The organism is Sinorhizobium sp. FG01 (assembly GCF_002531875.1).
GTDB classification, from domain to species: domain Bacteria; phylum Pseudomonadota; class Alphaproteobacteria; order Rhizobiales; family Rhizobiaceae; genus Sinorhizobium; species Sinorhizobium fredii_C.
In genome coordinates, this window is record NZ_NWTB01000013.1 from 24058 (window position 1) to 50006 (window position 25949).

Sequence of the window (25949 nt, forward strand, 5' to 3'; positions counted from 1 at the left end):
GAATGAGCGGCTTTATATGGTCCTATTGTTCTCGATATCTAATATTCGTGTCGATATGTTTTCGGCGATGTCGCGGTCGTGGGTGACCAAAAGGACAGCGAGGCCGGTTTCCCTGACGATGTCCTGCAGGCACGTGATCACCTCTTTCTGGCTGACGGGATCGAGCCGTGACGTCGCCTCGTCCGCGAACAGAAATGCCGGGTCCAGCAGCAGGGCGCGCAGCAACGCAAAGCGCTGTAGCTCCCCGCCCGAGACCTCTTTGGGCAGACGATCGAGCAAATTCTTAGGCAGGCGCACGCGGTCCAGCAACCCCTCGACGGCTGTCCAATCCTTGGCATGGAGGCGCGCCAGATCGGTGAGCCCCTTGCGAATCGTCTGATGGGGCGCGAACGCGGCCGGTGGATCCTGATAGAGCTTCTGAAAGCGGAGCCGCGACACCCCCGACTTGCGCTCGACCACTCCGGCCTCAGGCCGGATCAGGCCAAGAAGGATATTGCCGACCGTCGTTTTGCCGCAGCCGCTCGGCCCGAAGATCGAGACGATCTCGCCGGCGGCGACCGTAATGTCCAGATCGGAAAACAGGGTCCTGCTACCATAACGCTTTGCCAGTCCGCGTCCGGCAAGGACGACCTCACCGGAAGCCGTTGACGCCTTCCGTTCCCACCCTGCCGGCTCGGCGGCGAGAAGCGCTCTCGTATAGGCGTGCTCGGGCGCTTGGAGCAGCTTTTCCGTGGGAGCGTATTCGACCAGCCGGCCATCGAGCATGACTCCGATCATGCCGCCGATTGCCCTCGCGACGGCGACGTCATGGGTGATGGTCAGCAGCAAGCGTCCCGCTTCGACCTCTCGTTTCAGGCGGGCCGTCACCGAGTCCCGCAGCGCCGTGTCGAGGCCCTTCGTCGGCTCGTCCGCGATCAGAAGCTCGCTGTCGGCGGCGTGCGCCATCGCGATCGCTGCCCGCTGTCCCATGCCGCCCGACATCTGGAAGGGGTAAAGCGCTTCCGCATTGGCGAGGGAAACCCCGGCGAGGTTCTCCCTTGCAAGCGCATCGCTTTGGGTGACATCCTTATCTTTGACGAAGCGGTGTATTTCTGCCACCTGCGGCAGGACGCGCATGGTCGGATCCAGCGCCAGCCACGGCTCCTGCGGCAGCAGGCAAATGTTCCGGCCCCAGCGGCGGCGTCGTTGGGCGGGCGTCTCCGCAAGAAGGTCCGTCCCGTTGAAGACCGCGCGCCCCGTCGCACGCAGCCCTGGCGGCAAATTGCCCATGATCGCCTGCGCCACGAGCGACTTGCCCGATCCGCTCTCGCCAAGGAGCGTTAGCGCTCGCCCCCGTCCGAGCGCAAGGGAGACATCGGATACGATCCGGCCAGCCGGGGAATCGATCGACAGGGCGGCGATCGAAAGATCCGGGGTTGCTTGAATGTTCATCGATGATCTCCCTGCGCGAGAGATTGAAGGCCAAGCACCAGCAGGAAGATCAGCGCTGCCGGCAGCAGCACATGCACAGGCGCCTCGGCGTAATACGGCAAGAGCTCCACGATCATGCTGCCGAGTTCAGGCGTGGGAGGCTGCAGGCCAACGCTGATGGCGCTTAATGTCGACACCGCGATGATGGCCGTCGCCATGGCAAAGGCCGAAAGCGTACCGATCATCGGTGCGATCACCGGCAGAACGAGATTGACGAGGATGTAGCGCGAGCCGAAGCCGAGCATGCGCGCCGCCTCAATATGCGGCTGCGCGAGGACGGTCTTCGTCGTCGCCTTTGTCACACGGTAGAACTCGACCCAAAGGGTGAGCGACATGCCCAGGAACAGCGGACCATAATTGCCGGGCGCGAAGGCTAGCAGCAGCAGCACCAGCATCAGACCGGGTAGTGCCAGCACAATTGTGGCCGTCAGTTCCAGAAACCGCTCCGTCCAGCCGCCTTTCCACGCGGCGGCAAGACCGAACAGAACGCCAGGGACCGCGGCCGCGAGCATGGTCAGGAAAGCGAGGCCGAAGGAAAGACGGGCGCCGTGGGCGAGGCGCGCGAGGAGGCTGCGGCCGTAATGATCGGCTCCAAGCAAGAAGTCGCCGCCGATCGGGGCGAGGCTGGCGCTAAAATCCTGCGCTGCAGGATCGGCAGGAATGAGGGCCGGTCCGATGATCGCAAAGCCACCGACCAAGCTTAGAATGCCGGCGCCGAACATGCGCCCCGTGGTCAGTCGCCCTTTCGGCCGAGCAAAGGACAGATCGCCGATCGTACTCATGCCGTTCTCCTCACGCGCGGATCGAGCCAATGCGTCAGAAGGTCGACAATGGCGGCGATGACGACGAACATCAGTCCCATCACCAGCGCCGTCCCCTGGACCATGGGAATGTCCCGTTCGACGACCGCGTGGACCAAGGCGTGGCCGATGCCCGGATAGGCAAAGAGCGATTCCACGACGACAACCCCTTCGACCAGGTAGACGGCCTGCAGTCCGATATAAGAGACGATGGGGATCGCGGCGTTCCGAAGTCCATGCCGGCGGACGACAACCGATTCCTGCAGTCCCTTGTATCGGGCGAAGGCGAAGTATGGTGCTTTTACGACCGCAGCGACCGAATTGCGCGTGATCCGGCTCGACATGGCGGCGAGCCCAAGAGCGAGCGTCAGTGCCGGCAGCAGGATCTCACGTGGCGAGCCAAAACCGGCTGGCGGCAACCAGCCGAGCTGCTTCGAAAAGATCAGCATCAGAACGAGGCCGAGCACAAACGGCGGAATGGCGCGGAAGATCACCGCACCTGCGAGGCCCAGACGGTCAATGGCGCTCCCCGGCTTCAACCCCGCGAAAGCCCCGACGACGGGTCCGATGAGAACCGACAGCGCCAGCGCCGATGCGGCAAGCCACACGGAAGCGCCGAGCTGCACCTGCAGCTCATGGACCACCGGCGAACCCGTAACGAGCGAATGTCCGAGGTCAAGGCGCAGAAGGTCGCCTAACCACTCGAGGAACTGGGCCGCCATCGGGCGGTCGAGGCCCAGCTCCAGCCTGACTTTTTCTGCCGCTTCGGCAATCCGCGCATCCGGCCCGTAGCGGCCGGCAGCAATGCGCATGGCGGCATCGCCCGGCAGCACCCGCATGAGGACGAAGCACAGAGCCCCAACCACGACGGCCACCAGCACCGCCTGGACGAGGCGCGGAAGAAGGAAGTTTCGCATCGCGCTCTCCCCGTTACTCCGCCCAACGGATGGCGGACAGGCCATAGTTCACTTCAAGCGGATCAACCGTGACGCCGGTGATCCTCTTGTTCGAGACAATGGCGAGCTCCGACCAGGTGATGGGGATGCTTGGCAGCTCTTGCTGCAGAATCTCCAGGGCCCGGCTCTGAAGCGGAGCGCGGGCCGCCGCATCGCTCGTCGCCGCTAGTTGTTCGACGACGCTCTGGATTTCCTTGTTGTCCCATCCCATCGAACCCCAGTCGCTGCCACCGGCACCATAATCCTGGAGCAGTGTGCCAACGGGGTCCGGCACGATGGAGTAGAGCCGGGAGATCAGTCCCATCTCCAATGTTCCATCCTGATGGCGCGCGGGAATTTCCGAGCTGTTACCCACGGATACCTTCACCTCTATTCCTACTTGTCGAAGCTGGGCCTGGAGTGCCGTGGCGATGGGCGGCAGTTCGGGCCAACTGGAATAGGTCAGCAGCGTCACGCTGAACCGCTTGCCATCCTTTTGCAGAACACCGTCGCTTCCGGCTTTCCAGCCCGCCGCGGCCAAGAGTTCCTTCGCCCGGTCGACGTCCCGCACGAGCGGCGGGATGTCGCGGGAATTCCAGCCCTTCATCGCAGGCGGGAAAAGCTGGGTTGCAGCAAGGTCGGCGTTGCGTAGGATCACCTTGGTGATTCCAACGCGGTCGATCGCTGCGCTGATCGCCTGCCGCTCCTCGACCTGGTCGAAGAAAGGCGATGCCGCGTTGACCTTGAGAACGCGCGTGCGGGGAATGGTGGCAATCTGCACATCGAGTTTCAGATTGGCTTTCAATCGATCAACCGAAACCGGCAGCATGGAAAACACCAGATCGGCTTCACCGCTTTCCGCCATCAGCGCTCGGGTCTCGCCTTGCCCCACTGCGAGATAGCTGACTTCCTCGATCGCGGGCTTGCCGCCCCACCACCCGCCGGAGGCCTGCAATTCCAGGCGTGCCGGAGCGGTAAGGCTCTTCACCTTGTAGGGTCCGGACCCGACGATCTGCGTGACTTTGCCGGCCGCATCGTATGAAGAGGGTGCCAGCACGATGGTGCTGAAATGCACGAGATAGGCGGGCAGGGCAGAGAATGGTTTCGTCAGCCGGATCACCACGTCACGCCCCTCACTGGTGATCTCGGCGAGCGGCGCTTGTGAGAGCACGCCGACACCCGCAAGAGCTCGCGTCAGGCTGGCGGCGGCCGTTTCCGCCGTCACGGGCGTGCCGTCATGAAAACGCGCGTTCTCGCGGAGCGTAAAGCGCCATGTCAGACCGTCGCCGCTGACGCTCCACCGATCCGCAAGCGCGGGCACGATCTTGCCATTGTGGTTGGCGGTCACAAGAGTTTCGGCGACTTGCAATCGGCTGAAGACATAGCCGGTCTGGGCCGGATCAATGCCGGTAATCTCCCATGGGCCGGCAACCTTGAGCACCTCGGCATGGGCCGGGTTGAGCGTCGCGGCGACGCCGAGTGCAACCGTAGTGAGCAGCACGAACAGTGTGCGCATTCAGACCTCCAAACATTTTTTCCGTGACGAAGATGGATGCAGAGTGCATGTGTCTCGCCCTCGATAGGTTACGTTATTACATTCGTCAAATGGAAAGTTACGTAATAACATTATAGATGCGTCACGAACGCGACACGCATAAGCCGGGAGGCAGCGGTGACTTCTCGCCGCGCTCCACGGCTCGGCAAAGAAGTCTGCGTGCCAGTACAGGACCTTCCATGTGTGATCGGCGGGCGACCGCTCTGGGTGTGCGCCGTGCCAAGGCGGCGCTTTCCAGTGGGTGCAAGTGCACCCGGCAACCGCTCCAGCCGGGAATCAATCGGAGCAGGCATGGAGGAGACGACATGTCTGAAGCCTTCGATTAGCGGGTCACGAAATTGGTGACCGCGCGAGTGTGCAGGCCGCAACGCGAGTGAACGCCGAGCAACCCTCGAAAAGGTCGATGTGCAGGCCGACCCGTCAACCCTTGCGGGGAAGGCTGATATGGATGGGTGAGTTTGAGCGACGTTTGAGCCCATCTGCTGCACCGGGGTAGTTGCGGCAGCATGTACACAAGGAAAGCGCACGCAACACGGGAAGCCCCAGGACGTGGTCAGGGATGACCAACCGGACGCCCGCGAGGGACAGGCCGGGCGGCCTGGGGTGGCGGAGAGGCTCGTAGTACCGGAGAAGCCGGGTAATGCCGGTGGAGGGAAGGGGCCTCAGTTCAAGACGAGCGCAACAAGTGGAGAGGGACCGGAGATTGGGAAACCTATCAACTCCGACAAGTGTTCAGAAACTGCAGACGGCGTTACACGCGAAAGCGAAGGCAGAAGCCGGCTACCGCTTCTACGCCCTGTACGACAAGATCAGCCGCGAGGATGTTCTGGCCCATGCCTATGCTCAGTGCCGCTCGAACAAGGGCGCACCGGGGGTAGACGGTCGCGACTTTGCGGACGTCGAAGCGTAAGGGCTAGAGCGGTGGCTTGGTGAACTGGCGCTTGCGCTCAGAAAGGAGACCTACCGACCGGAACCAATCAGACGCGTGTTCATACCGAAGGCCAACGGCAAACTCAGGCCGCTGGGCATCTCGACCGTGCGAGATCGGGTCTGCATGACGGCAGCGATGCTGGTGCTGGAACCGATCTTTGAGGCCGACCTTCCACCGGAACTCTATGCCTACCGTGTCGGGCGCAACGCCCAGCAGGCGGTGACCAAGGTGGAGGAGACGCTGTTCCGTGGTCATCCTGAAGTCGTCGACGCCGACCTCGCGGACTACTTCGGGAGCGTTCCGCATTCAGAACTGATGAAGTCGCTGGCGCGCCGGATCGTTGATCGGCGGGTGCTGCACTTGATCAAGATGTGTCTGGAATGTCCCGTCGAAGAAACCGATGATCGAGGCCGGAAGACGCGAACGACGGAGGCGCGGGATAAGCGGCGCGGCATTCCGCAGGGCTCACCCGTCTCACCCTTGCTGGCGAACCTCTAAATGCGTCGGTTCGTGCTGGGATGGAAGAAGCTCGGCTTGAGCAAAGCTTAGGCACGCGGCTCGTCACCTACGCCGACGACCTCGTGATCCTGTGCAGGAGGGGCAATGCGGAAGCGGCGCTCCAGTGCCTGCGCATGACCATGGACAAGCTGAAGCTGACGGTGAACGAGGACAAGACACGCATCTGCAAGGTGCCGGAGGGCGACTTCGACTTTCTGGGCTTCACGTTCGGACGGATGTACTCTCCGATAACCGGCCACGCTCGCCTGGGCTACCGGCCATCGAAGAAAAGCATCAGGCGCGCGGTCGAGACTGTCCACGCGCTGACCGACCGAAAGGGTACATGGCAAGAGACCACACTGCTGATAGCAAAGTTGAACCGCACGCTGCGCGGCTGGCGAACTACTTCTCGGTAGGGACCACCAGCAAGGCGTATCGGCTGCTCGACAGCTATACCGCAGTGCGGTTGCTCCGGTGGCTGCGCTCCAAGCATAAGACCAGACGGAAGAGAGGTGGGTCCTATCCAGACTCGCACCTTTACCAGCACTATGGGCTGGTACGTCTGACCCGACTTGGACGGGGCGTGCCGTGGGTGAAGGCGTGAGATCTTGTCCGAGAGCCGGATGCGGGAGACCTGCATGTCCGGTTCGATGAGCGGGGTGTGGAAACGGCAGTCACGGTCGAGCCACCAAGGCACCGCCAGACGAAAGGGGCGGACAGATAGGCTCGACCTACAGCCACCCGCGCCACACCTCGACTCTACCGATCTTTTGCCTTCAACAGGGCTCACGGGTTGGCACTTCGATGAGAAGTGCCGCCCTTGAGTACTAGAGTTCCACTTGCTCAGAAATTGCTAAGGCGTCGTCCACCTCTATTCCGAGGTATTGCACGGTGCTCTCCAGCTTCTTATGGCCGAGCAAGAGCTGGACGGCGCGCAAGTTGCCTGTCTTCTTGTAAATGTGCGCCGCCTTCGTCCGTCTCATCGAATGCGTGCCGTAACGTTCGGGATCAAGCCCGGTGCTCGACACCCAGCGCTCGACGATCCTGCCATATTGCCGCGTCGACAGGTGCGGCTTTGCTTGCACGCGGCTGGGAAACAGATAATCCCGTTCACCGAGCCTGCGACTTCCAATCCATGCAGCGATAGCCTCCCGCGTTTGATCGGTCAGTTCGAACTGCACTGGTCGGCCTGTTTTCCGTTGGATGATGATCGCGCGGTCGCGAACCCTTCCGGAAATCGCAACATCGGCAACTGAAATTGCGACGAGATCACAAGCTCGCAATTTGCTGTCGATCGCGAGATTGAACAGCGCAGGTTGCGTACCGCACCGGACATTTGGAGGCGGGTTCGGATGGCCCAGACCTCCTTCGGCTTCAACGGAGGCTTCTGACCAATAATGCGGCCCGAGTTCCAGCTAGACATAGCTTTTCTCCCCTCCACTGCCGCAGCGCTTACCCGTCAAGCCGCCCAATGATAATCCTCGTGGAAGTGACCTTTCGGGTGGTGAGCGGAAGTTCACTCGGGGGCGATGAACGTCTGCAGTCGCCCCAGAAGCGACCGCCAACGCATCGTGAACTTCATGCTTTTGCAGAGATGGCACTCAACTCTTCCAGGTCGAGATCCCGTTCAAGTTCCTGAAGCGTTTCATCGTCTATCTCGCCAGCGCGATGAAGGCGAATCAGTTCCCTCCGGCCGGTCGCGACAGCTTCCAGTACGACGTCGAAGTGGGCATGCAACGCGGGTCGGTAATGCTCAGTCCGCACGGCGTAGTCGACGATCGTCGTCGCGCGACGCTGGTATCGTTCCAGCAGTTGAGGGTGGATGAGGTTTCCTTCGGCGTCATATGCCAAGCTCTGGATGGTGGCAAGCTGGACTTGGGCCATCGCTGCTTCTGCCTGGCTCATTGTCAGAGGCGCCTTTTCGGAGTCCGGCTCAGCGAGTTGCGCCCAGGCGATCACGCGTCCGAGCGTCGTGCCCTGCACGAGCACCGTTCCAAATATCACGGCGAATGCCGTCACAAGGATGAAGTCGCGGCCGGGAAAATCTTCCGGCAAGCTGAGCGCGAGAGCGAGCGTGACCACGCCCCGTACGCCCGCCCAGCTCAGCACGGTTGCGCCGCCGGCGCCGAGAGGTTGCGTTCGAGCGAGACCAAGGGCATTGAGCAGCTTGATCACAAGCTCGGATCCGAAAACCCACGCGAAGCGCGCGATGACAAGCGTGGTGAGCACAGCGATGACCGGCAGTCCCATCGTCGCGACCACCGTGCCGAATCCACCGCTTCGCTCGACGACGTCCCGCAGCGATAGACCGATCAATACGAAGACCGCAGCTTCCATCAGGAATACGAAGACAGTCCAGAACGACGTCCCCCGCATGCGCGTAGCGGCCGACAGAACCGTGTGCTGATGCCAAGTCGCGATCAGACCCGTGGTGACGGTGGCGATGACGCCGGAGACATGCAGCATCTCTCCCAGGAGGTAGGAGATCCAGGCGAGCAATGTCGTTGCGGCGATGATAAGGTATTCGTCGCCCAGTCGCCTGACGAGCTTCACCCATGCCGTTCCGACGAGGGCGCCCACCGTGGCGCCGCCGACCGCCAGAAGAAGGAAGTTGCCCAACGCCGCTGGGGGGCTGAAGATCCCCGTTGCGGCGGCGGCGACGGCAAAACGGAAGAGCACGAGGCCGCTCGCGTCGTTCAGGAGACTCTCTCCTTCGAGCAGGATCTGGAGCCGCCGGGGCAGCTTCACACCCTCCAGGACGGCTCGTGCGGAAACTGCGTCGGGGGGTGACACGATCGCGCCGAGCGCCGCGCAGGCGGCCCAAGGAAGCGAGGGGAAGAGTAGATGAGTGACCACGGCCACGACGGCGCATGTGAAGAAGACGGCGCCGACGGCAAGCGACGCGATACCCATCATATGGTGTCGGATGCGGCCAACCGCGATTGACCAGGCGCCGTCGAGGAGGAGCGGCGGCAGGAAGATGACGAGCACGAGTTCAGGATCGATGGTGATCGCCGGCAGGCCCGGCAGGAACGCCAGGATCGCCCCACCCGCGAGCAATGCGACCGACGGTGGAAGGCCAAGCCTGTGGGCCGCATAATTGAGCGCTATGATCGCGAGGAACATCGCGATCCCGAGTTCGAAGAGGTGTGTTCCGTCCATGCGTCTCCCCGACATGGCGTAAATTGTGAAGCGCATCAAAGGACGGGTTCCGCCGAAACGCAACTATCGAAGCTCAAGGCGAGGATCGAAAAATTTCGATCTGGACCTTCGCGTTCTGGAGGTCGCGGGTCTGAAAGCCTTCAGACAAATGCCGGAGAGTCGGCTCCAAGTTCTCAAGCGCATCGGCAACGACGATCGAGGGCATTGAGACAGGGGATCAATTGGCGGTGGTGAATGCCGAAGGATTTCATGAGGGGGCAGGGATACATCTTCTCACGGCCGCTACCTGCGTCGGAAGGCTCCAAATTGATTGACGGACCGCTCGAAAGGGGCGGCGCACCACGCGTTTACGAACGTTTTGTGAACAGCCCGGAGAAATAGCAGCAGCATTTAGCCCTACACGTCTCAAGGCGTGTGTGGCACAATTTTGGTACTACCGCGCATTGATTGGCAACGGCGGGAACGCGTTCGCTGAGACGATCGTTAGTTGCAGGCCTAGGAGCGGGCCGAACTGAAGACCCGCAAGCATCAGACAACCGGCGAGGGAAGCGTAATGAATACCTCACGCGTCGCACTTATAGCCGATGACGATGAATTCTTCCGCATCGCGTTGGCGTTCATCTTGAAGAGCAAATTGCATTTCACGGGAATCATCGAAACCGGGTCGCTTGATGAAGCGATTGAAAGGCTCGCCGAGCACGAAGACATTTCGCTCGCCTTGTTCGACTTGGCGATGCCGGGCATGCAAAGTGCGGCGAGCCTTGCGGCCGTCCGTGACATCCATCCCGATCTGAAGGTCGCCGTCGTATCGGCGTCGTCGCGACGGTCGGACATCCTGTCTGCCCTGACTGCCGGCATAAACGGCTATGTGCCAAAGGGCCTCGGGGCGAGCGAACTGGCCGAAGCAATCGGCTCGATCCTCAACGGCGCTGTTTACGTCCCGCCCTCCATAGCGGGCCGTCCCGCCCCTCCCGAGGAAATAGAGTTGCCTCAGGTCACCCGCGGAAACCAGGACGAACGAAGTCATCGTACAATCGAGTTCCTGACGCCGAGGCAGCGCGAGGTCCTCCTGCTTCTCGTCGAGGGATTTTCGAACAAGGAGATCGCTCGCAAGCTGAAACTCGGCGAGGGTACGGTGAAGATCCACATGGCGGCACTCTTCCGCAGTTTGCGGGTGAGGAACCGTCAGGAGGCCGCTGCCGCAGGGGCGCGCCTCTTACCCATGACCGGGAGCCCGCATTAGGACGGCCGGATAGGCCGCCTTCTAGGCCATCCGGCCGAATAGCCCAAAAGCACGCGAGGACGTACTGACGACGGCAGAGCCACGAAGCTAGGGACGAAAATGCGCCAGCCGGTTTCCACAGCCAGCTCATCAAATAGCCCTCTTTGCGCCGCCGCGATTGAGGCAGGAGGCGTTCGGTGACCCGACACGCGCTTCCGGCCAATCTCGCCGGGGAGGTCGCCTGCAGGGTCGGCCTCAGCGTTCCCGCATCGCGGCAAGGCACCGTAGCCTCGGCGATCGCCCGGATCATGGCGCGGCGCGGCATCGACGACAGCAGCCTGCTTCTTCGCCGGCTTGGGCTGGATCAGGACTTGACCGACGACGTCATCGCAGCGGTCACCGTCGGTGAAACGCACTTCTTTCGCGGCCCCGAGCAGTTTCAGCTGATACGGCAGGAAATTCTTCCGGAACTAACGCGGCGGCCCGACGGCGCGCCTGCCCGGATCTGGAGTGTCGGCTGTGCAACGGGGGAGGAGCCTTACTCCCTTGCCATTCTCTGCGACGAGGAAGGTCTCTTGGAAGAAGTTCGCATATGTGCAGTCGACATTTCGCGACGGGCGCTCGGAACGGCCAGGGCCGCCGAGTATGGCGAATGGTCGTTGAGGAACACGGATCGCAGGCTGAAGGAGCGATACTTCACCGCATGTGACGATCGCTTTCGACTGAGCGAACGACTGCGCCCGCAGGTCGATTTCGCTGTCCTCAATCTTGGCGAAGCCGATCTTCCGGCGCCGGAACGGGGATTGGCGGACTTTCGCTTGATCCTTTGCCGCAATGTTCTCGTCTACCTCGACGCGAGTAAAGTGCCTCGGATTGCACGGCAGCTATTCGCCTGCCTTGCGGATCGAGGCTGGCTGTTGACCGCCCCGACCGATCCGCCCTTGTGGAAGTACGCCCCGTTCGAGACGTGCATCACGCCGGCAGGCGTTGTCTACCGGCGCATGATGGCTCGTGGGGACGCTCGCAAGAGCCCGATCTCAGGCGTCGTTTCCGCTCGAGGCAAGCCCAAGAATCCCGTCACCCGCATGGCGGCGGCTCAAGCATGCGACACGGCTGCGCCAAAAGCACCTGGCGACAAGCTCTCCAGGGCCATCGCCCAAATCCGAGCGCGTTACGGCGTGGGTGAAACCCGCGAAGCCGCGTGCCTCGCTGCGCAGGCGGTTGAAAGTCATCCGTTGTCACCGGAACTGCATTTCCTGCAGGGGCTCTCGCAGATGGCCGACGGTGAGATCGATGCGGCTGCGGCAGCCCTGCGACGAGTCGTCTACCTGGACAGCACTCTGGCCGCCGCGCAGTTCTTCCTCGGGGTCTGTCTCCGGCAGAGCGACCCTGAAGCGTCGTTGCGTGCCCTCGAAAACGTGCTGCAGTTTTGCCTCTCCCGTCCGCCACAGGAGCGCATCTCTCTGATGGCAGACGCGACGGCTGGAGATCTGGTGGAGCGTGCAAGGCGGGAGATGGGCAAGATCCGCCAAGCGCGGGGGAGCGAAAGCCGATGACAATGCTTTCCCGGCCCGCCGCTCGTCCGGTCGACTGGATCGCCGTCAGAAGACGGATCGAGGCAGCGATAGAACAGACCGAAGCGCTTTTGGAATCGGCACAGAAAGCGGCTCAATACGAGCAATCACGACAAGCGGCCGGCGATGCATTCGCGGGCAGCAGAGATGAGCAGACAGTCGGACTTGTGACCTTCATGCTATCGGATCGGCGGTTTGCCTTGGAGATCCGCTATGTTTGCGAGATCGTTTCGAAGGCACGCGTCAGTCCGCTTCCCGGGATGCCCCCGCACGCCTGTGGCGTCTATGATTTGCGCGGCGAACTGCTGCCCGTCTTTGACCTTAGCAGATTGTTCGATCTCCCGCGATCGGCCGGCAGCGCCGGCGAATGGGCAATTGTATGCGGGCGAACGCATTCCGAATTCCTGATCCTGTCCGATTCTGTTCCGGAGATAGTGGCGCTCCCACCGGAGGAATTCGCTGCGGCGAAGCCCGGTAAAAGTGGCGGATCCTTCGATTGCGCAAGAACGGAAGGCGTCATTGTCTTTCTGGACGGCCACCTTCTGTTGAACGATCGCCGTCTCTTTCTCGAGGACGAGCAGATCATCGCCACCGATGAGACGGAAAGGACCGAATTCCATGAGCCTGCGATTGACGAATAGTCTCTATGGCACCTTGGGCCTGGCCATGCTGCTGTTCGTGGCCGCTTCGGCGCTGCTCGTCGGGTCGAGCTCAGTTGCCCTGCAACAGGTGCGAGCCGATCTTGCCGCGACATCATCGCTGGGCAAGCAGCGCCTTGCCTATCAGTTGATGTACGCAACCACGCGCCTGGAAAGAGCGGAAGGCGCCGTGCGGATCGCCGCTGCCGATGAGCTGCGCGGCCTGATGGATCGCAATGAGCGACTGCTTGCCAGTCTGGCCGATGGCGACGAAAGACTCGGGCTTGAAGCAACGACGGATCCTGCCGCTCTCGCGCAGCTCGAGCAAGCCCGCCAACAATGGCGGGAGCAGGTGAGGCCCGCGCTCGAAAGCGCGATGGTCAACGCGCCGCTCGGTCCCGCTGCGCTGGATGAACTTGATCCAGGGATTAGAGACTTCGCTGCTCGCATGGACGAATTGATCAATCGGATCGAGCAGGCAGGAGTGGTCCGGCTCCAGCGCTCTCAATTGCTGCAACTGGGCTTTGCGGTCCTCGCCGTTCTTATGCTTCTCCACGTGCTGCGGGTCGCGCGTCGCCTCGTCCGCCGCACGCGCGCGCTCGTAGGCCAGGCGGAAAGGGTCAGCGCCGGTGACCTGACGCAGAAGGCGGCCGTAGAAGGCAGCGACGAACTCGCGGCCCTCGGCTTCTCCTTCAATGCAATGACCGCGAGGCTTGCCGGGATGATTGACAGTGAACGGAGCAGCAGGGAGCGGCTCGAAGAGCTGCTCGCCACGATCTCGGACACGGCGCAACATCTTTCGTCGTCTGCCGCCGAAATCCTTGCCGGGACTACGCAACAGGTCGAAGGCATGCGTGAACAATCATCGGCGGTAGCTCAGACGGTGACGAGCGTCGACGAGGTGCTGCAGACGTCGGAACAGGCGGCGCAGCGCGCTCAGCAGGTTGCCGGCTCCTATGACCAGGCCGTCAAGATCAGCAATGACGGCCGCAGGGCGCTCGATGATACCGTGCATGTGATGAACGCAGTGAGTGCCCGCACCGAAGCGATTGCCGGGGACATTCTATCGCTGGCGGAAAATAGCCTGGAAATTGGTGAGATCGTCACGGTTGTCGCCGAGATCGCCGACCAGACGAACCTGTTGGCGCTGAACGCGGCGATCGAGGCATCGCGTGCCGGCGAGCACGGCAGGGGCTTCAGTGTCGTTGCCAGTGAGATCAGGACACTTGCCGACCAGTCGAAGTCAGCGACCACCCGTGTGCGGCGGATTCTGATGGAGATCCAGAAAGCGACGAACGCGGCGGTCATTGGCGCTGAAGATGGCACAAAGAGTGTCAGCCGCGCCCTAGAGACGGTGAACGAAGCGGGCGAGACGATCCGGCAGCTTGAGGCGATCGTTGCCGATTCGGCGCGATCGGTCGCCCAGATCGCGGCTTCGGCGGGCCAGCAAAAAGCAGGCATGAAGCAGATTCACGACGCGATGCATTACATCGAGCAAGCGAGCAGCCAAAATTTCTCGGCGATCCGGCAAGCGGAAGAGGCCGCGAAAGATCTGAACGAGCTTGGCTCCAGGCTGAAGGAAATGCTTGCTGACCATGGCAACTGACATGACAGAACGCGACCAATTCGATCGAGAATTGCTGCAGATGTTCACCCAGGAAGTGCGCGAGCGTGCATCCGACATGGAGCAGACATTGCTCGCCATCGAGGACCCCGGCGGGGCCGACGAGAAACTCCGCCTGCAGGAGCAGCTACTAAGGACCGTGCATAGCCTCAAGGGCGCCGCCGGTTTGCTTCAAGTGCGAGGTGTGGAAGCGATTTGTCACTGGATGGAAGAGATAATCTCTATCACGGTAAATGAGCAGCTCGTGCTCGAGAAATCCAGGCTGGAACTGCTTCTGTCTGCCGCAGACGCAATCCAGGACGCGGCCCACCTCTTGGAAAGCGGGGAGACGCCTTCGCCCGCGCATGGGGAGAGCGTGGTCGATGCCCTGAAGTCTGCCGTGGCGACAGGGGAGGATGACCCCAGCGGCAAATCGAATCCACGGCCTCCGCAGATGGGGCAGGTGGCCGTTCGCAACAGCGATACCGACGGCTCCATGCGCGTCTCCGCCGATCGACTGGATGCTCTTCTATACAGGAGTGGCGAACTGCTCAGCTTTGGCGCGGTCATTCGGCGCCACGCCGAGGAGGCATCCCTGCTGCGGGAGCAGGCAATGAAACTGAGGGGCACGGTCCCCGAGTCTGCCGCGCTGGCGGCAGGTATCGAAAACGGGTTGCGTCAGCTTGCGACATCGCTGCGCCGGGAAATGAGACTGATGCACACTGTCGCGACAGCACTCGAAAACGAGGTACGGCACGCACGCACGCAACCGTTCGCGGAAGCCTGCAAGGGGCTCGATCGGGTCGTACGTGACATGGCGGCCGCGTCGGGGAAATCGGCGGAACTGAAAATCGGGGGTGGAGAGATCGAGATCGACCGTTCCATTCTTTCCGGTCTGCAGGACTCGCTTCGCCATCTCGTGCGCAATGCAGTCGCACATGGCATCGAGTCGCCCGAGGAACGCCGAAAGGCGGGAAAGCCGGAAAGGGGAAGAGTCGTCATTGCCGCCGCGATATCAGGAGATCGGATGCAGGTGCGCGTGGAGGATGATGGCCGTGGTGTGGATGTAGCCCGGCTCAGCAAGGCAGCCGGCGAACATCTGGAGGAGGTGAAAGACGAAGCGGAGCTCCTGAGGCGTGTCTTCGAGCCGGGCCTCTCGACATCCGCGACGGTTACCAGCCTGTCGGGGCGCGGCATAGGACTCGACATCGTCAAACGCAATGTCGAAACGCTGCGAGGTACAGCGGAGGTCTCGCAAGTGCCGACGGGAGGTGCGGCCTTTACCCTCACGCTCCCTCTGACTCTTGCGATGGTGCGTGTAGTGATGGTCATGGCAGGGGAGCATATGTTCACGATCGACACGGCATCGGTCCAGCGGGTGATGCGCGTTGATGCGCAAGACTTTGCAACGTCTGAGGGGACGGACATCCTCAGCACCCCGACCGGTCCGATGCCTTTCGTGGATCTCGCCGATTGGCTCGGGATGCGGTCGGCTAGCTCCGATACCCGGCATGCCGTGCCGGCGGTCGTGCTCGACGCTCCGGGCGGGCCGGTGGCGGTGCTTGTCGATTCTATTGCCGGGGAGCAGGACCTTCTCGCACGCCCGCTCGGCCCACGGCTTACGAAGGTTCGTCGCTATAGTGCTGGCATGGTCCTACCCGACGGGCGCATCGCCCTCCTCCTCAACGTTGCAGCACTCGCCGAGGCCGCCGCCCGGACACGGTCGACGGACGGCGCACGCATGCCCCGGCCACTTCAGGCCGCGCGGCGCAAGGTGCTCGTCGTCGATGATTCAAAATACGTCCGAACGCTGGTCAAGCTCATCCTCGAAGGCGCCGGGTACGATGTGAAAATGGCAAGCAATGGCCGGGAGGCTTGGCAGCAGCTTCTTGACGACGGCGCCGATATGGTCGTCGCGGACGTCGACATGCCGTCGATGAACGGCTTCGAACTCACCGAGGCTATTCGTCGATCGGACCGTTTCACCAACACTCCCGTCGTCCTCGTCACCGGTCGGGAGGCGCTTGAAGACAAGGTGCGGGGGCTGCGTGCCGGCGCAAATGCCTATCTGAGGAAGGACCAGTTCGATGCGCAGCACTTCCTGGAGACGATGCGTCGGGTCGTGTGAGGACGAGGATGACACGTATTCTTCTGGCGACATCGACGCCCGATCTCGAGAATCTCATCAAAAGGACGACTCTGGGCGACGCCTCCGTCGAGCTCATAGGCGTCGCAAAAAACGGCAAGGACGCGGTCAAGATGACCGGTAAGCTTTTGCCAGATATTGTTGCAGTGGAGCTGCGGGACGACGGCACCGCCGAAACCGTCAAGGAGATCATGATCACCGCACCGACGCCAGTCGTCATGGTAGCCTATCGAGACGGTTCGCACCTAGGGGCCATGGCCTCGCGTGCGCTCGATTCGGGGGCGCTCGCGGTCATCCCGGCGCCGACTGCATCCGGCACGTCGCTCGAGAAAGCAGCCATGGAGAGGTTCCTATCGACGATCAAGGCCATGGCGCAGGTGAAAGTCGTTCGTCAATGGCGCAAGAAAGGGCGCGGCGATCACCAGCGCAAGGAGACGCCCCAGCCTGCGGCCAACACCCAGCTCGCGATAGTGGGCATCGCTGCTTCCACGGGAGGACCGGCCGCGATCCGTTCGATATTGAAGGACCTGTCCGCCGATTTCCCCGCACCCATCCTCATCGTGCAGCATATGTCGAACGGCTTCATCGAAGGCGTTGCTGCATCCCTCGACGCCACGATTGCGCTCAGGGTAAAAGTTGGCGCGAATGGCGAACGCCTGCGGCCCGGCACTGTTTACCTCGCCCCTGACGGCCACCAGCTCGGCGTCTCCGGCAGATCACGCCTTCGCGTCGTGGACGAGGATCCCATCCAGGGCTTCAAGCCGTCCGGATCCTATCTATTCGGTTCAATCGCTCGCGCTTTCGGGGACGAGTCGCTTGCCGTCATCCTGACGGGGATGGGCGAAGACGGCACCGAGGGCCTTCGGGCACTGCATGTTGCGGGCGGGAAGGTGATTGCGCAGGATGAAGAAAGCTCCGTCGTCTTCGGAATGCCGAAATCGGCGATCTCGGCCGGTCTCGTCGATTTCGTGCTGCCCCTCGACGATATAGCCGGGAAGATCACCGCTCTTACGAGCGGAACACGAGAACGTTGAAAGAGAGTTGCGGCGCTAGGCGGCGATCTCGACACACAGCGCCGCGCTCGCCCACCCCAACTCAACTGCATGTGTCCTTAAATCGACTTACACACTCATGATCTGAATGGCCGCTGGTGTGACGATCACCGCGAACAGAACAGGCAGGAAGAACAGGATCATCGGCACGGTCAGCTTCGGGGGAAGTGCGGCGGCTCTCTTCTCCGCGTCGCTCATGCGCATGTCGCGGTTCTCCTGCGCCATCACCCGCAGCGCCTGACCCAGCGGCGTTCCATATTTCTCCGCCTGGATCAGGCTGGTCACCACGGCGCGCACCCCGTCGACGCCCGTCCGTTGCCCCAGGTTCTCGAAGGCCTGCCGCCGGTCCTGGAGATAGGAAAGTTCCGCCGTAGTGAGCAGGATCTCCTCCGCGACTTCGGGCGATTGCGCGCCAATCTCGTCGCCCACCTTGCGAAGGGCGCTTTCGATGCCCATGCCGGATTCGACGGTGATCAACAGCAGGTCAAGCGCCTCTGGCCACGAGCGGCGGATCGCTTGCTGGCGCTTGGTGATCCTGTTCCGGATGAAAATCGCCGGAGCGAAATAGCCGAGCGAACCCATCGCGCCGGCCACCGCGATGACGACAAGCAACGGCGCCTCGGGCCGAAGCGCGAGCAAGATATAGATGAGGCAAGCGGCGAAGAGCACGAATGGCGCTATCAGCCTGAAGGCAAGGAAGGTCGTCACCGGCGCGTCGCCGCGGTAGCCTGCCATGCTCAGCAGGCGAAGGATATTGCCATCCTCCGCCTGCTTGGCAAGGTTGAAGCGATCGACGATCGCCTGAAAGAAGCGCCTGGGCTCTGCGCGAAGGGAAACTTTGCTCTTCTCGGCATTCAGCCGAGTGCGCTCGCGCTGCCTGATGCGCTCGCGCTCGCCCTCCACCTTGCGCATCCGCTCGGCCAGCGTATCGCGAAAAACATAGGGCCAGGAAACCGCCACGACGGCGGAAAAGGCAGCAAGGCCAGCCAACATCGCGGACAGCTGGTCGGAATCGGGAAAGTGGGCGCCAAGGTTCATGTCTTTTCTCAGAAATCGAAGTTGATCATCTTGCGCATGATGAACGTGCCTATGCTCATCCACAGGGCTGAGCCGACAAGCACCATCTTTCCGGCGAAAGTGGTGAACAAGAGCGACATGTAGTCGGGGCTTGTCAGGTACACGGCGCCAGCCACGAAGAACGGCAAGGCGCCGATGATGCCGGCCGAGGATTTCGCCTCCGCGCTCATGGCCTTGATCTTCGCCTTCATCTTCTTGCGCTCGCGCAGCACCTTGGAAAGGTTGCCAAGTGCCTCCGAGAGGCTGCCACCCGTGCGGCTCTGAATTGCTATGACGATCGCGAAGAACCTGGCCTCGGGCAGGGGTATGCGATCGCACAGGCGCTCGACGGCTTCGTCGATCGGCAGCCCGAGCGTCTGGTCCTGCGCGATGGTGAGGAATTCGCCCTTGACCGGCTCCTGCGCTTCGGCCGCAATCACTCTCAGGCAATCGGTCATCGGCAGACCTGCCTTCAGCCCGCGGACGATCACGTCGACAGCATTCGGAAACTCGGCAGCGAAACGCTTCAGCCGCATATTGCGCTTCATGTTCACATAGAGGTGCGGCAGGAAAAGTCCGCCAGCTATGGCGAAGCCCAATGCCGCGAAGGCGCCGAGGCCCTGAAGCGTCACCAGAAAATAGGTGACAAGGCCCGACCCGGCGCAAGCGGACCAATAGGTGCGGATCGACCAGCCGAGACCGGCCTGGCGAAGCCTGACGTCGAGCTTCGGCTTGCCGCCCTTGCGCGCCTGTGCCTTCTGCTGCTCCTCTATTTCCCGCAGTGTCTTTTCCACGGAGCGGCGGCGGTCGCGGCGTTCCTCGTCTGTCGTCTCCGCTCGCTTGATTTCCGTGCGTCCGGCGACGTGCTCAAATCTCTGCCGATAGGCGCTGGCCTTGGCTGCGCGCGGATAAAACGCGGTGAGCATCAGGCCGCCGACCGAGGTCGACGCCAGGAAGAAGATGAGCACGGGAAACAGCGAAGCACTCAGCATGTCCGTATTAGCCTTTGTCAGATGCTCGGGGAATTCGACGAAGCGACCGTCAGGCGGCCGCCTTTATCTCGGCCGCGTCAAGGGCGGCGGCCAGGCGCGCTTCTTCACCATAATAGCGGGCGCGGTCCCAGAAGGCCGGTCGGCCGATGCCGGTGGAGCGGTGCCGTCCGATGATGTTGCCCTTCGCATCCTCTCCGAGGATGTCGTAGACGAAGAGATCCTGCGTCGTCACGACGTCGCCCTCCATGCCGAGGACTTCGGTGATGTGGGTGATGCGGCGGGAGCCGTCGCGCAGCCGCGCTGCCTGGACGATCACGTCCACCGATGAAACCAGCATTTCCCGGATCGCCTTGCCCGGCAGCGAATGGCCACCCATGGTGATCATCGCCTCGACGCGCGAGATCGCTTCGCGGGGAGAGTTGGCGTGGAGCGTCCCCATCGAACCGTCGTGGCCGGTGTTCATCGCCTGCAGCAGGTCGAAGGCTTCGGGTCCGCGCACTTCGCCGACGATGATCCGCTCCGGCCGCATGCGCAGGCAGTTCTTGACGAGGCTGCGCATTGTGATCTCACCCAGGCCTTCGATGTTCGGCGGGCGGGTCTCGAGCCGCACCACATGGGGCTGCTGCAGTTGCAGCTCGGCCGCATCCTCGCAGGTGATGATGCGTTCGCCATCGTCGATATAACCGGTAAGGCAATTCAGGAGCGTCGTCTTGCCGGAGCCCGTTCCACCGGAAATTAGCACATTGCAGCGGACGCGCCCGATGATCTTCAGGATCTCGGCACCCTCGGGCGAGATCGAGCCGAACCGCACCAGCTGGTCGAGATTCAGCTTCTCCTTCTTGAACTTGCGGATCGTCAGGCTCGGCCCGTCGATCGCGAGCGGCGGCGCGATGACGTTGACGCGCGAGCCGTCGGCCAGACGCGCGTCGCAGATCGGGCTTGCTTCGTCGACGCGACGGCCGACCTGGCTGACGATGCGTTGGCAGATGTTGAGGAGCTGTTCGTTGTCGCGGAAACGGATGCCCGTCTGCTGCACCCGACCACCGACCTCGATGAAGACCTGGTCGGCGCCATTCACCATGATGTCGGCGATATCGTCGCGTGCGAGCAGCGGTTCGAGAGGGCCGTAGCCCAGAATGTCGTTGCAGATGTCGCGGAGCAGCTCGTTCTGCTCGGCCATGGATATTCCGGCCTTTTTGGCCGCGACGATGTCGTTGACGATCGCGCCGATTTCCTCGCGCGCCTGTTCGCCGTCCATGCTCGACAGCGCCGCCACGTCGATGGTGGCGATCAGCGCGCTGAAGATTTCTTTTTTAAGGCTGTAGTATTGGTCGGCCTTTTCCGCCTTGGCGGCGGCCGGGACTTCGGCAAGCCGCGGCATTTCTCGCGGCGCGGCGGAATGCGCCTCGCGCGCCGCCTCATGCGCCTCCGTTTCGGTAATCTTTTGATCCGGAGTGGATTTTCTGCCGAACATCGTTGTCGCTTCACTCGTCGTTGAGATGTCTGTGCTCTTCAGATGCGACAGCGGAAGGCGATTGTGCCTTCCGCTTCGCTTGGCGACCGACGCAGTGACTCGGGTCGCCTTAGAGGGCCGTTGCGATGGCGTTGAATGCGGTGTTGACGTCGGTGCCGACGGTCCGTACGGCAGTGATGATGACGACGGCGATAAGGCCTGCGATCAGGCCGTATTCGATGGCCGTGGCGCCGGATTCGTTGCGGACGAAGCGGACGAGAAGATTTTTCATGAGACGATCCTTCGAGTGGGTTGGGGTTGCGCCGACGCCAAGTTCGGCATCACAGGCCGGGGCGGCTTCTGCTCGTTTCCCGCTTGCTGTGTGGCCTTGATATAGACTTTATTAACCCTTTTGATCCATTCAGCCTGATGGCCGATACCACTTCCGCAGTAAGGTCGGCTTGTTGGCCTAGTCCAATCGTTCGGCCGCACTATCCTCTTGCTTTTGCCAGCCTTCTTCGAACGGAAGGTGTGTCCGTTCACAGAGATCGGGAGCGAACAATGCGAGTGGTTCCAAGGCATGGCGGGGCCGGGTGGCTTATTCTCGCCCTGATGACCTGTACCGTCCTTAGCGCGGCGCAGGCGGCGGAAGAGAGCCCCCCGTCCACGGCCCTGGAGCCTAGCCGCCAGACCGAGGGCGTCGTCAGGGTCATTGTCGATTTTGCGAGGCCACTGATCCTCGCCCGACCGGCGAGCACGCTCATCATCGGCAATCCCGCCATCGCCCACGCGACGCTCAGCGACGACAAGACGGTCATCCTGACCGGCAAGACGCCCGGCTCGACGAACCTCATCGTGATGGACGCTGAAGGCGGCGAGGTTGCCAACATCGTTCTCGATGTAGTCGCAGCGGGCGGCCGTCTGGTCACCGTGCACGGCGGCGGCGGGCGATCAACCTATAGCTGCACGGAACATTGCGACCCGGTTCAGCCCAGCGATGAAACGACGGCGCCTCCTCCGCCTAACGCTCCGCCGCTCGACGAAGGGGGCGAACAATGACCCGGCCTGATCAAAACGCTCAGCCGATCGGAATTCGCCGCGAAAGTGCGAGGCTGAACGGAGTCTCGGCCAGCCCGGGGACGAAGAACCGGAACGGGTAGCGGATCGACAGGACGCGAAAATCGATGCCATTGACCGTTTGCTTGCTGACGGTAATTTGCAGCAGATCTGGATCACCGCTGCCGAACTTGTCGCGCACGGCGCTCGCCAGCTTCGACTGCGCCTCGCTATCGGGCGCATCGCTCGCGATCTGACCAATGAGCACCTGCCGGGCGGCAAAGTCGGCGGCATAGGATAGTTCGTTGCGCACATAGAAGGCGCGGCCGAACTCGACGACGCCAAGGACCAGCAGAAGCAGGGGAAAACAGACGATTGCGAACTCGACCGCCGTCGCGCCGGACTGGCTGCGCCAGGCGCGACGAAGGATATGGAACGACGAGGTCATCGGACCTGCACCTGCACCGAGGAGTCGAGCTGAAAGGGCGGTAGCGCCTCCGGCAGGGACATGGGCTGGTAACTCTTCGCCGCTTGGAGACGATAGAATACCAGCTGCTGCGCCGAATTCGCGCACGGTGTCGTCCCGCATTGCGGCGCGGCCTCCGGCTTGACGTCAGCGTTTTCCGGACAGGCGCAGTAACGCCGTACCGGCGCCAGGGCGACATTGGCCGGCGTCGTGCTTTGCGCAAGCGTCGACTGCAGCACCTTGTCGACCTGCGTCGCCCCTGGGTCGGCCATGGCGGCTTGCGCCCCGGCCCGAAGCACATGGTCGATCGTCATCCGCTCGTGGAGCGCCAGTGCCACATCGGCCATAGCGACGAGGCCGAGTGCCAGCACCGGTGCAAACAGCGCAAATTCCACCGCCGAGGCGCCGCCCTCTGACTTATTCAGCTCCTGCGCCTTCTTCCGGAGCCCCGCTGCTGCCTTCTCCTTTCGTAATTGCGTAAATCTCTGCACCAGCGCTGCGAAACCTTTCTTCCGCACCCGTCTCTCCCTTGTACCCCCGACCCTCCAGGCAAGCGATACCATGGCCTGCCCCGCCTTTGACTCGGGTGCCGATTCGATGACCAGCTGGCCGTTATTGGCGGCCTTGCCGAACAGCTGCGGATCGAAGGGAACGGATATGCTTTCCTGAAGCCCGACAGCGGCGGCGAAGTCCTTCGGCTTGATCTCGGCGAGCTTCGGCGTGTCCGTCCTGTTCAGCACGAGTCTCGGCGGCGGATCGTTGGGGCGCGCCTTCTTCAAGAGGTCGACCAGGTTCTTCACGTTGCGCATCGACGCCAGGTCGGGCGTTGCAGTGATCACGATTTCGTCGGCCTCAAGCAGGATCTTTCTGGTCCACTGCATCCAAATGTGCGGCAGATCGACGACGATTTGCCAGGCGCTGGACCGGGCGACATCGAGCAGGTGATCGACATGCTCCTCCTTGAGATAGAAGAACCTGTTGAGATCGGTAGTCGTCGGAAGCAGGTGCAGATGTTCCGTATAGGGAACCGCCAGGCGCCTCAGCAGGACGTCGTCCAGTCGCTCGGGGCTGCTGAGGACGTCGGTCATGCCCTGGACCGCTTCCACATCGAAATCCAGCCCGAGCGTGCCGAATTGGAGGTCGAGGTCGGCCAGCAGCACATCGGCATCGACGCGCTTCGACATTGCATAGGCGACGTTATGGGCGAGCGTCGACGATCCGGTTCCGCCCTTGGCGCCGATAAAGGCGACGATACGCCCGAGCTTCTCTTCGACAGAGTCGCGAAAGCAGCGATGCACCGCCGCCACGAAGTCGATCGGATCGAATGGCATGACCAGATAGTCGCTGACGCCCGCATCCACTAGTTTCTTGTAGCGTGCGACGTCGTTCGACGAGCCAACTACGATGACCTTGGTTCCGGTGACGCACTCAACCGCCAGGGCTTCGAGTGCACTCATGAGGCGGGCCTCGTCGTCGGTGTTCTCCACGACGACGAGGTTTGGCGAAGTGACACTCGCGTAATGCGCCGTCGCTTCCTTGAGGCCGCCTTCCTTAATCGTCACGGTGGCGCGAGCCATCCGGCGGTCCATGGCCGCCGCGTGGACCGTCTCCTTCAACGCCTCCGACCGGCAGAAGACCGCGATGTCCACCTTCGGGATCGACAAGAGCGGGGCGACCGGTTCCCGCGGGAAATCCTGAATTCTTGCGTCGAGCTGTTTCATCTGTCTGAAATTCCGTGAAAAACAATCAACTGCCACCGGAGCGGGACGGAACCTCGACCATCGACAGCCGCCCACCACTAACAATGCGCACGACCCCTGGTCGGTTTCCTTCCGTCTCGACAACCGGTGCTTCCAGGTTGTCGGCAACCGCCCGCAGCGCCAGCGACACGGTGCCGGAGGCTTCTGCAGCGGCGATGACGGCGATCTGCTCGGGGTCCGCCTCGAGTGTCGCGGTCTTGCCGACCACCGAGGTGCCGTCCGCACCTTGGGAAACGGTCTGGTCCACCGCGAGCACCCGTATGTTGGAAAGGATCGCCCGGCTGACCACCTTGCCGTCCTTTCCAGATGAATCCGGACGAGCGACGGTGTGGATGACGTCGACATGGTCGTTCGGCAGGATGAAGCCGCCGGCCGTGCTCTCCGCCGTGACGCGGACGGCTATCGCCCGCTTTCCCGAAGGCAGCATGCTGGAGAGGAAACCGCTGCCGCGCTGGGCAAGCTTATCCTCGCGGATCGGCTCTCCGGCGACGAAACCGCTCTGGGCGAGCAGCCCCTTGAGCGTCGCCATCGCGTCCGGTCGTGCGCTGCGGCTGATGAACACCGGCGGGATCTCTCCCTCCCACGCCTGCCAGCGCAGGTGCGACTCCTCGAGCGTCGTGCCGCGGGCCAGCTCTTGCGCGGCGACGAGCACCTCCTGGGAGGGAGACTGTTGAACTTCGGCTGCCTCGACCGTCGGCTGATCGGTGAAGCCGAGCGCCAACCAGGATGCGGCACCGCCGGAGGCGAGTGCGAAAAGGAGAATGACCAAGCGGATCATGGTAGGACCTGTGCGTTACGGACTAGAGCATCGGCCCGAAAATCGGAATCGATTTTCGGAAAGCACGATGCGTCGGATTCAAAGTGTTACAGCGTCCTTTGCGCGTCAGAAAAGACGCGCGGCGCTGTAGGGTGTCCTCAGAGAAGGGCGGAGAACCAGTGGCTTTCCGGGAGCAGGAGAAGTGCCGCAGGCGCCATCGCCGCACCGTACGGAATGCCCGATTGCGGCTGGTGCAACCGGCTCGACCAGGTGTGCTTCTTCAAGACGACCGGCAGCGGCACCCTGCGGAACTGCAGCAGGGTCAGCGTGAGAACCGCGCCGAGCACCGAGGCGTAGACGACGAAATCGAGGGCAAGCCCCGGGCCGAGCCAGAGTACCGCGACGGGCAGCAGTTTTGCGTCGCCGCCGCCGATCCAGCCGAGGGCAAAGAAGGCGAAGGTGCAGGCGAGCACCGCCGAGGCGACCAGGATGCTCGACCAGATCGTGGAAAGATCGAGGCCGGCGAGCGGCGCAAGCACCGCGAAGGCGACCAGCAGAAAACCGACGAGACGGTTCGAAATCGTCATCGTCGCCACGTCCTTTACGCCGGCATAAGTCATCGTTCCGGCAAAGACTAAGAATGCGAGCCAAGCGGCGGTGGTGGAGATCATCACAAGGGCGCCTTTCACGAGGGCCGGGAAGGCCGTTTCAGGTGCTGCGGAATATGCCGTCTCCATCCCGCGGTCGCCATTCGGCCTGATGGTCTAAGCGCAGGCGGCAAGGCGAATGGAGAGGACTAGTCCAACCGGCCGAATCGCAACCG

Annotated in this window: 23 protein-coding genes and 1 pseudogene; 10 read left to right on the plus strand and 14 right to left on the minus strand. The window is 62.4% G+C overall.

What is annotated here, in order from left to right:
- Positions 1-12 precede the first annotated feature (12 nt).
- Genes CO656_RS21415 through CO656_RS21430 form a run of 4 tightly spaced genes read right to left on the minus strand, consistent with a single transcriptional unit; the run spans position 13 to position 4721 of the window.
- Positions 13-1431, minus strand: a complete 1419-nt coding sequence (locus CO656_RS21415; protein ID WP_097527064.1) for an ATP-binding cassette domain-containing protein — start codon at positions 1429-1431, stop codon at positions 13-15.
- Positions 1428-2252, minus strand: a complete 825-nt coding sequence (locus CO656_RS21420) for an ABC transporter permease (RefSeq protein WP_097527065.1) — start codon at positions 2250-2252, stop codon at positions 1428-1430. Before CO656_RS21420 ends, CO656_RS21415 begins: the two co-directional genes overlap by 4 nt.
- Positions 2249-3187, minus strand: coding sequence for an ABC transporter permease (locus tag CO656_RS21425; protein WP_097527066.1), 939 nt, complete (start codon positions 3185-3187; stop codon positions 2249-2251). The genes CO656_RS21420 and CO656_RS21425 overlap by 4 nt, the downstream gene beginning before the upstream one ends.
- A gap of 13 nt (positions 3188-3200) precedes the next feature.
- On the minus strand, positions 3201-4721 hold the full coding sequence (locus tag CO656_RS21430) for an ABC transporter substrate-binding protein (protein WP_097527067.1): 1521 nt from the start codon (positions 4719-4721) through the stop codon (positions 3201-3203).
- A gap of 742 nt (positions 4722-5463) precedes the next feature.
- Between CO656_RS21430 and CO656_RS30525 the strand changes: the two genes are divergently transcribed.
- From CO656_RS30525 to CO656_RS31300, 3 genes are all read left to right on the plus strand, one after another.
- Positions 5464-5670 (plus strand): hypothetical protein, encoded by a 207-nt coding sequence (locus tag CO656_RS30525; protein WP_199773300.1) that lies wholly within the window; start codon positions 5464-5466, stop codon positions 5668-5670.
- A gap of 75 nt (positions 5671-5745) precedes the next feature.
- Positions 5746-6189 (plus strand): reverse transcriptase domain-containing protein, encoded by a 444-nt coding sequence (locus tag CO656_RS31295; protein WP_199773299.1) that lies wholly within the window; start codon positions 5746-5748, stop codon positions 6187-6189.
- A 20-nt stretch (positions 6190-6209) separates the two neighbouring features.
- The gene (locus CO656_RS31300; RefSeq protein WP_202862272.1) at positions 6210-6605 is read left to right on the plus strand and encodes a reverse transcriptase domain-containing protein; all 396 of its coding nucleotides are present in this window, start codon (positions 6210-6212) and stop codon (positions 6603-6605) included.
- A 411-nt stretch (positions 6606-7016) separates the two neighbouring features.
- On the opposite strand, the pseudogene CO656_RS21440 reads toward CO656_RS31300, so the two are convergent.
- Positions 7017-7612 (minus strand): annotated as a pseudogene (locus tag CO656_RS21440) (tyrosine-type recombinase/integrase).
- Positions 7613-7767: 155 nt separating this feature from the next.
- Positions 7768-9351, minus strand: a complete 1584-nt coding sequence (locus tag CO656_RS21445) for a Na+/H+ antiporter (protein ID WP_097527069.1) — start codon at positions 9349-9351, stop codon at positions 7768-7770.
- A 553-nt stretch (positions 9352-9904) separates the two neighbouring features.
- Here CO656_RS21445 and CO656_RS21455 point away from each other — a divergent pair.
- The 6 genes from CO656_RS21455 to CO656_RS21480 all read left to right on the plus strand — a co-directional run bounded on the left by CO656_RS21455 (position 9905) and on the right by CO656_RS21480 (position 17568).
- On the plus strand, positions 9905-10594 hold the full coding sequence (locus tag CO656_RS21455; protein WP_037426269.1) for a response regulator transcription factor: 690 nt from the start codon (positions 9905-9907) through the stop codon (positions 10592-10594).
- Between the two features lie 176 nt (positions 10595-10770).
- Positions 10771-12129, plus strand: a complete 1359-nt coding sequence (locus CO656_RS21460) for a protein-glutamate O-methyltransferase CheR (protein ID WP_097527070.1) — start codon at positions 10771-10773, stop codon at positions 12127-12129.
- Positions 12126-12788, plus strand: a complete 663-nt coding sequence (locus CO656_RS21465) for a chemotaxis protein CheW (protein WP_097527071.1) — start codon at positions 12126-12128, stop codon at positions 12786-12788. Before CO656_RS21460 ends, CO656_RS21465 begins: the two co-directional genes overlap by 4 nt.
- A complete protein-coding gene (locus CO656_RS21470) occupies positions 12766-14391 on the plus strand; it encodes a methyl-accepting chemotaxis protein (protein WP_037426259.1) in 1626 nt (541 codons plus the stop codon). Before CO656_RS21465 ends, CO656_RS21470 begins: the two co-directional genes overlap by 23 nt.
- 1 nt (position 14392) lies before the next feature.
- Positions 14393-16516, plus strand: coding sequence for a response regulator (locus CO656_RS21475; protein WP_097527151.1), 2124 nt, complete (start codon positions 14393-14395; stop codon positions 16514-16516).
- A gap of 8 nt (positions 16517-16524) precedes the next feature.
- Positions 16525-17568 (plus strand): chemotaxis protein CheB, encoded by a 1044-nt coding sequence (locus CO656_RS21480; protein ID WP_097527072.1) that lies wholly within the window; start codon positions 16525-16527, stop codon positions 17566-17568.
- 87 nt (positions 17569-17655) lie between these two features.
- Here the strand turns inward: CO656_RS21480 and CO656_RS21485 are convergent, their stop codons facing one another.
- The 4 genes from CO656_RS21485 to CO656_RS21500 form a co-directional block, all read right to left on the minus strand.
- Entirely contained in the window at positions 17656-18624 is a 969-nt protein-coding gene (locus CO656_RS21485; protein ID WP_097527073.1) for a type II secretion system F family protein, read from the minus strand.
- Between the two features lie 8 nt (positions 18625-18632).
- Entirely contained in the window at positions 18633-19634 is a 1002-nt protein-coding gene (locus CO656_RS21490; protein ID WP_097527074.1) for a type II secretion system F family protein, read from the minus strand.
- 49 nt (positions 19635-19683) lie between these two features.
- Positions 19684-21108, minus strand: a complete 1425-nt coding sequence (locus CO656_RS21495) for a CpaF family protein (RefSeq protein ID WP_097527075.1) — start codon at positions 21106-21108, stop codon at positions 19684-19686.
- Between the two features lie 109 nt (positions 21109-21217).
- Complete coding sequence (locus CO656_RS21500) at positions 21218-21379, minus strand: Flp family type IVb pilin (protein ID WP_097527076.1); 162 nt, start codon at positions 21377-21379, stop codon at positions 21218-21220.
- Positions 21380-21648: 269 nt separating this feature from the next.
- Between CO656_RS21500 and CO656_RS21505 the strand changes: the two genes are divergently transcribed.
- A complete protein-coding gene (locus CO656_RS21505) occupies positions 21649-22146 on the plus strand; it encodes a pilus assembly protein N-terminal domain-containing protein (RefSeq protein ID WP_097527077.1) in 498 nt (165 codons plus the stop codon).
- 19 nt (positions 22147-22165) lie between these two features.
- On the opposite strand, the gene CO656_RS21510 is transcribed toward CO656_RS21505, so the two are convergent.
- The 4 genes from CO656_RS21510 to CO656_RS21525 all read right to left on the minus strand — a co-directional run bounded on the left by CO656_RS21510 (position 22166) and on the right by CO656_RS21525 (position 25797).
- Complete coding sequence (locus tag CO656_RS21510; RefSeq protein ID WP_097527078.1) at positions 22166-22591, minus strand: TadE/TadG family type IV pilus assembly protein; 426 nt, start codon at positions 22589-22591, stop codon at positions 22166-22168.
- Entirely contained in the window at positions 22588-24330 is a 1743-nt protein-coding gene (locus tag CO656_RS21515) for an AAA family ATPase (RefSeq protein WP_097527079.1), read from the minus strand. The genes CO656_RS21510 and CO656_RS21515 overlap by 4 nt, the downstream gene beginning before the upstream one ends.
- A 25-nt stretch (positions 24331-24355) precedes the next feature.
- Positions 24356-25147: a Flp pilus assembly protein CpaB gene (gene cpaB, locus CO656_RS21520; protein WP_097527080.1), complete on the minus strand. Its 792-nt coding sequence runs from the start codon at positions 25145-25147 to the stop codon at positions 24356-24358.
- A 137-nt stretch (positions 25148-25284) separates the two neighbouring features.
- Positions 25285-25797 carry a prepilin peptidase gene (locus tag CO656_RS21525; RefSeq protein WP_037426286.1) on the minus strand — a complete coding sequence of 171 codons (513 nt, stop codon included), beginning with the start codon at positions 25795-25797 and terminating at the stop codon, positions 25285-25287.
- Positions 25798-25949: the final 152 nt, after the last annotated feature.

Coding starts and splice junctions, on each gene's coding strand:
- cpaB (WP_097527080.1), bottom strand. CDS start 25,147: ATGATCCGCTTGGTCATTCTCCTTTTCGCACTCGCCTCCGGCGGTGCC.
- CO656_RS21415 (WP_097527064.1), bottom strand. CDS start 1,431: ATGAACATTCAAGCAACCCCGGATCTTTCGATCGCCGCCCTGTCGATC.
- CO656_RS21515 (WP_097527079.1), bottom strand. CDS start 24,330: ATGAAACAGCTCGACGCAAGAATTCAGGATTTCCCGCGGGAACCGGTC.
- CO656_RS31300 (WP_202862272.1), top strand. CDS start 6,210: ATGGAAGAAGCTCGGCTTGAGCAAAGCTTAGGCACGCGGCTCGTCACC.
- CO656_RS21455 (WP_037426269.1), top strand. CDS start 9,905: ATGAATACCTCACGCGTCGCACTTATAGCCGATGACGATGAATTCTTC.
- CO656_RS21510 (WP_097527078.1), bottom strand. CDS start 22,591: ATGACCTCGTCGTTCCATATCCTTCGTCGCGCCTGGCGCAGCCAGTCC.
- CO656_RS21445 (WP_097527069.1), bottom strand. CDS start 9,351: ATGGACGGAACACACCTCTTCGAACTCGGGATCGCGATGTTCCTCGCG.
- CO656_RS21430 (WP_097527067.1), bottom strand. CDS start 4,721: ATGCGCACACTGTTCGTGCTGCTCACTACGGTTGCACTCGGCGTCGCC.
- CO656_RS21480 (WP_097527072.1), top strand. CDS start 16,525: ATGACACGTATTCTTCTGGCGACATCGACGCCCGATCTCGAGAATCTC.
- CO656_RS21505 (WP_097527077.1), top strand. CDS start 21,649: ATGCGAGTGGTTCCAAGGCATGGCGGGGCCGGGTGGCTTATTCTCGCC.
- CO656_RS21485 (WP_097527073.1), bottom strand. CDS start 18,624: ATGAACCTTGGCGCCCACTTTCCCGATTCCGACCAGCTGTCCGCGATG.
- CO656_RS21420 (WP_097527065.1), bottom strand. CDS start 2,252: ATGAGTACGATCGGCGATCTGTCCTTTGCTCGGCCGAAAGGGCGACTG.
- CO656_RS21465 (WP_097527071.1), top strand. CDS start 12,126: ATGACAATGCTTTCCCGGCCCGCCGCTCGTCCGGTCGACTGGATCGCC.
- CO656_RS21470 (WP_037426259.1), top strand. CDS start 12,766: ATGAGCCTGCGATTGACGAATAGTCTCTATGGCACCTTGGGCCTGGCC.
- CO656_RS21490 (WP_097527074.1), bottom strand. CDS start 19,634: ATGCTGAGTGCTTCGCTGTTTCCCGTGCTCATCTTCTTCCTGGCGTCG.
- CO656_RS21475 (WP_097527151.1), top strand. CDS start 14,393: ATGACAGAACGCGACCAATTCGATCGAGAATTGCTGCAGATGTTCACC.
- CO656_RS21495 (WP_097527075.1), bottom strand. CDS start 21,108: ATGTTCGGCAGAAAATCCACTCCGGATCAAAAGATTACCGAAACGGAG.
- CO656_RS21525 (WP_037426286.1), bottom strand. CDS start 25,797: ATGATCTCCACCACCGCCGCTTGGCTCGCATTCTTAGTCTTTGCCGGA.
- CO656_RS21500 (WP_097527076.1), bottom strand. CDS start 21,379: ATGAAAAATCTTCTCGTCCGCTTCGTCCGCAACGAATCCGGCGCCACG.
- CO656_RS21425 (WP_097527066.1), bottom strand. CDS start 3,187: ATGCGAAACTTCCTTCTTCCGCGCCTCGTCCAGGCGGTGCTGGTGGCC.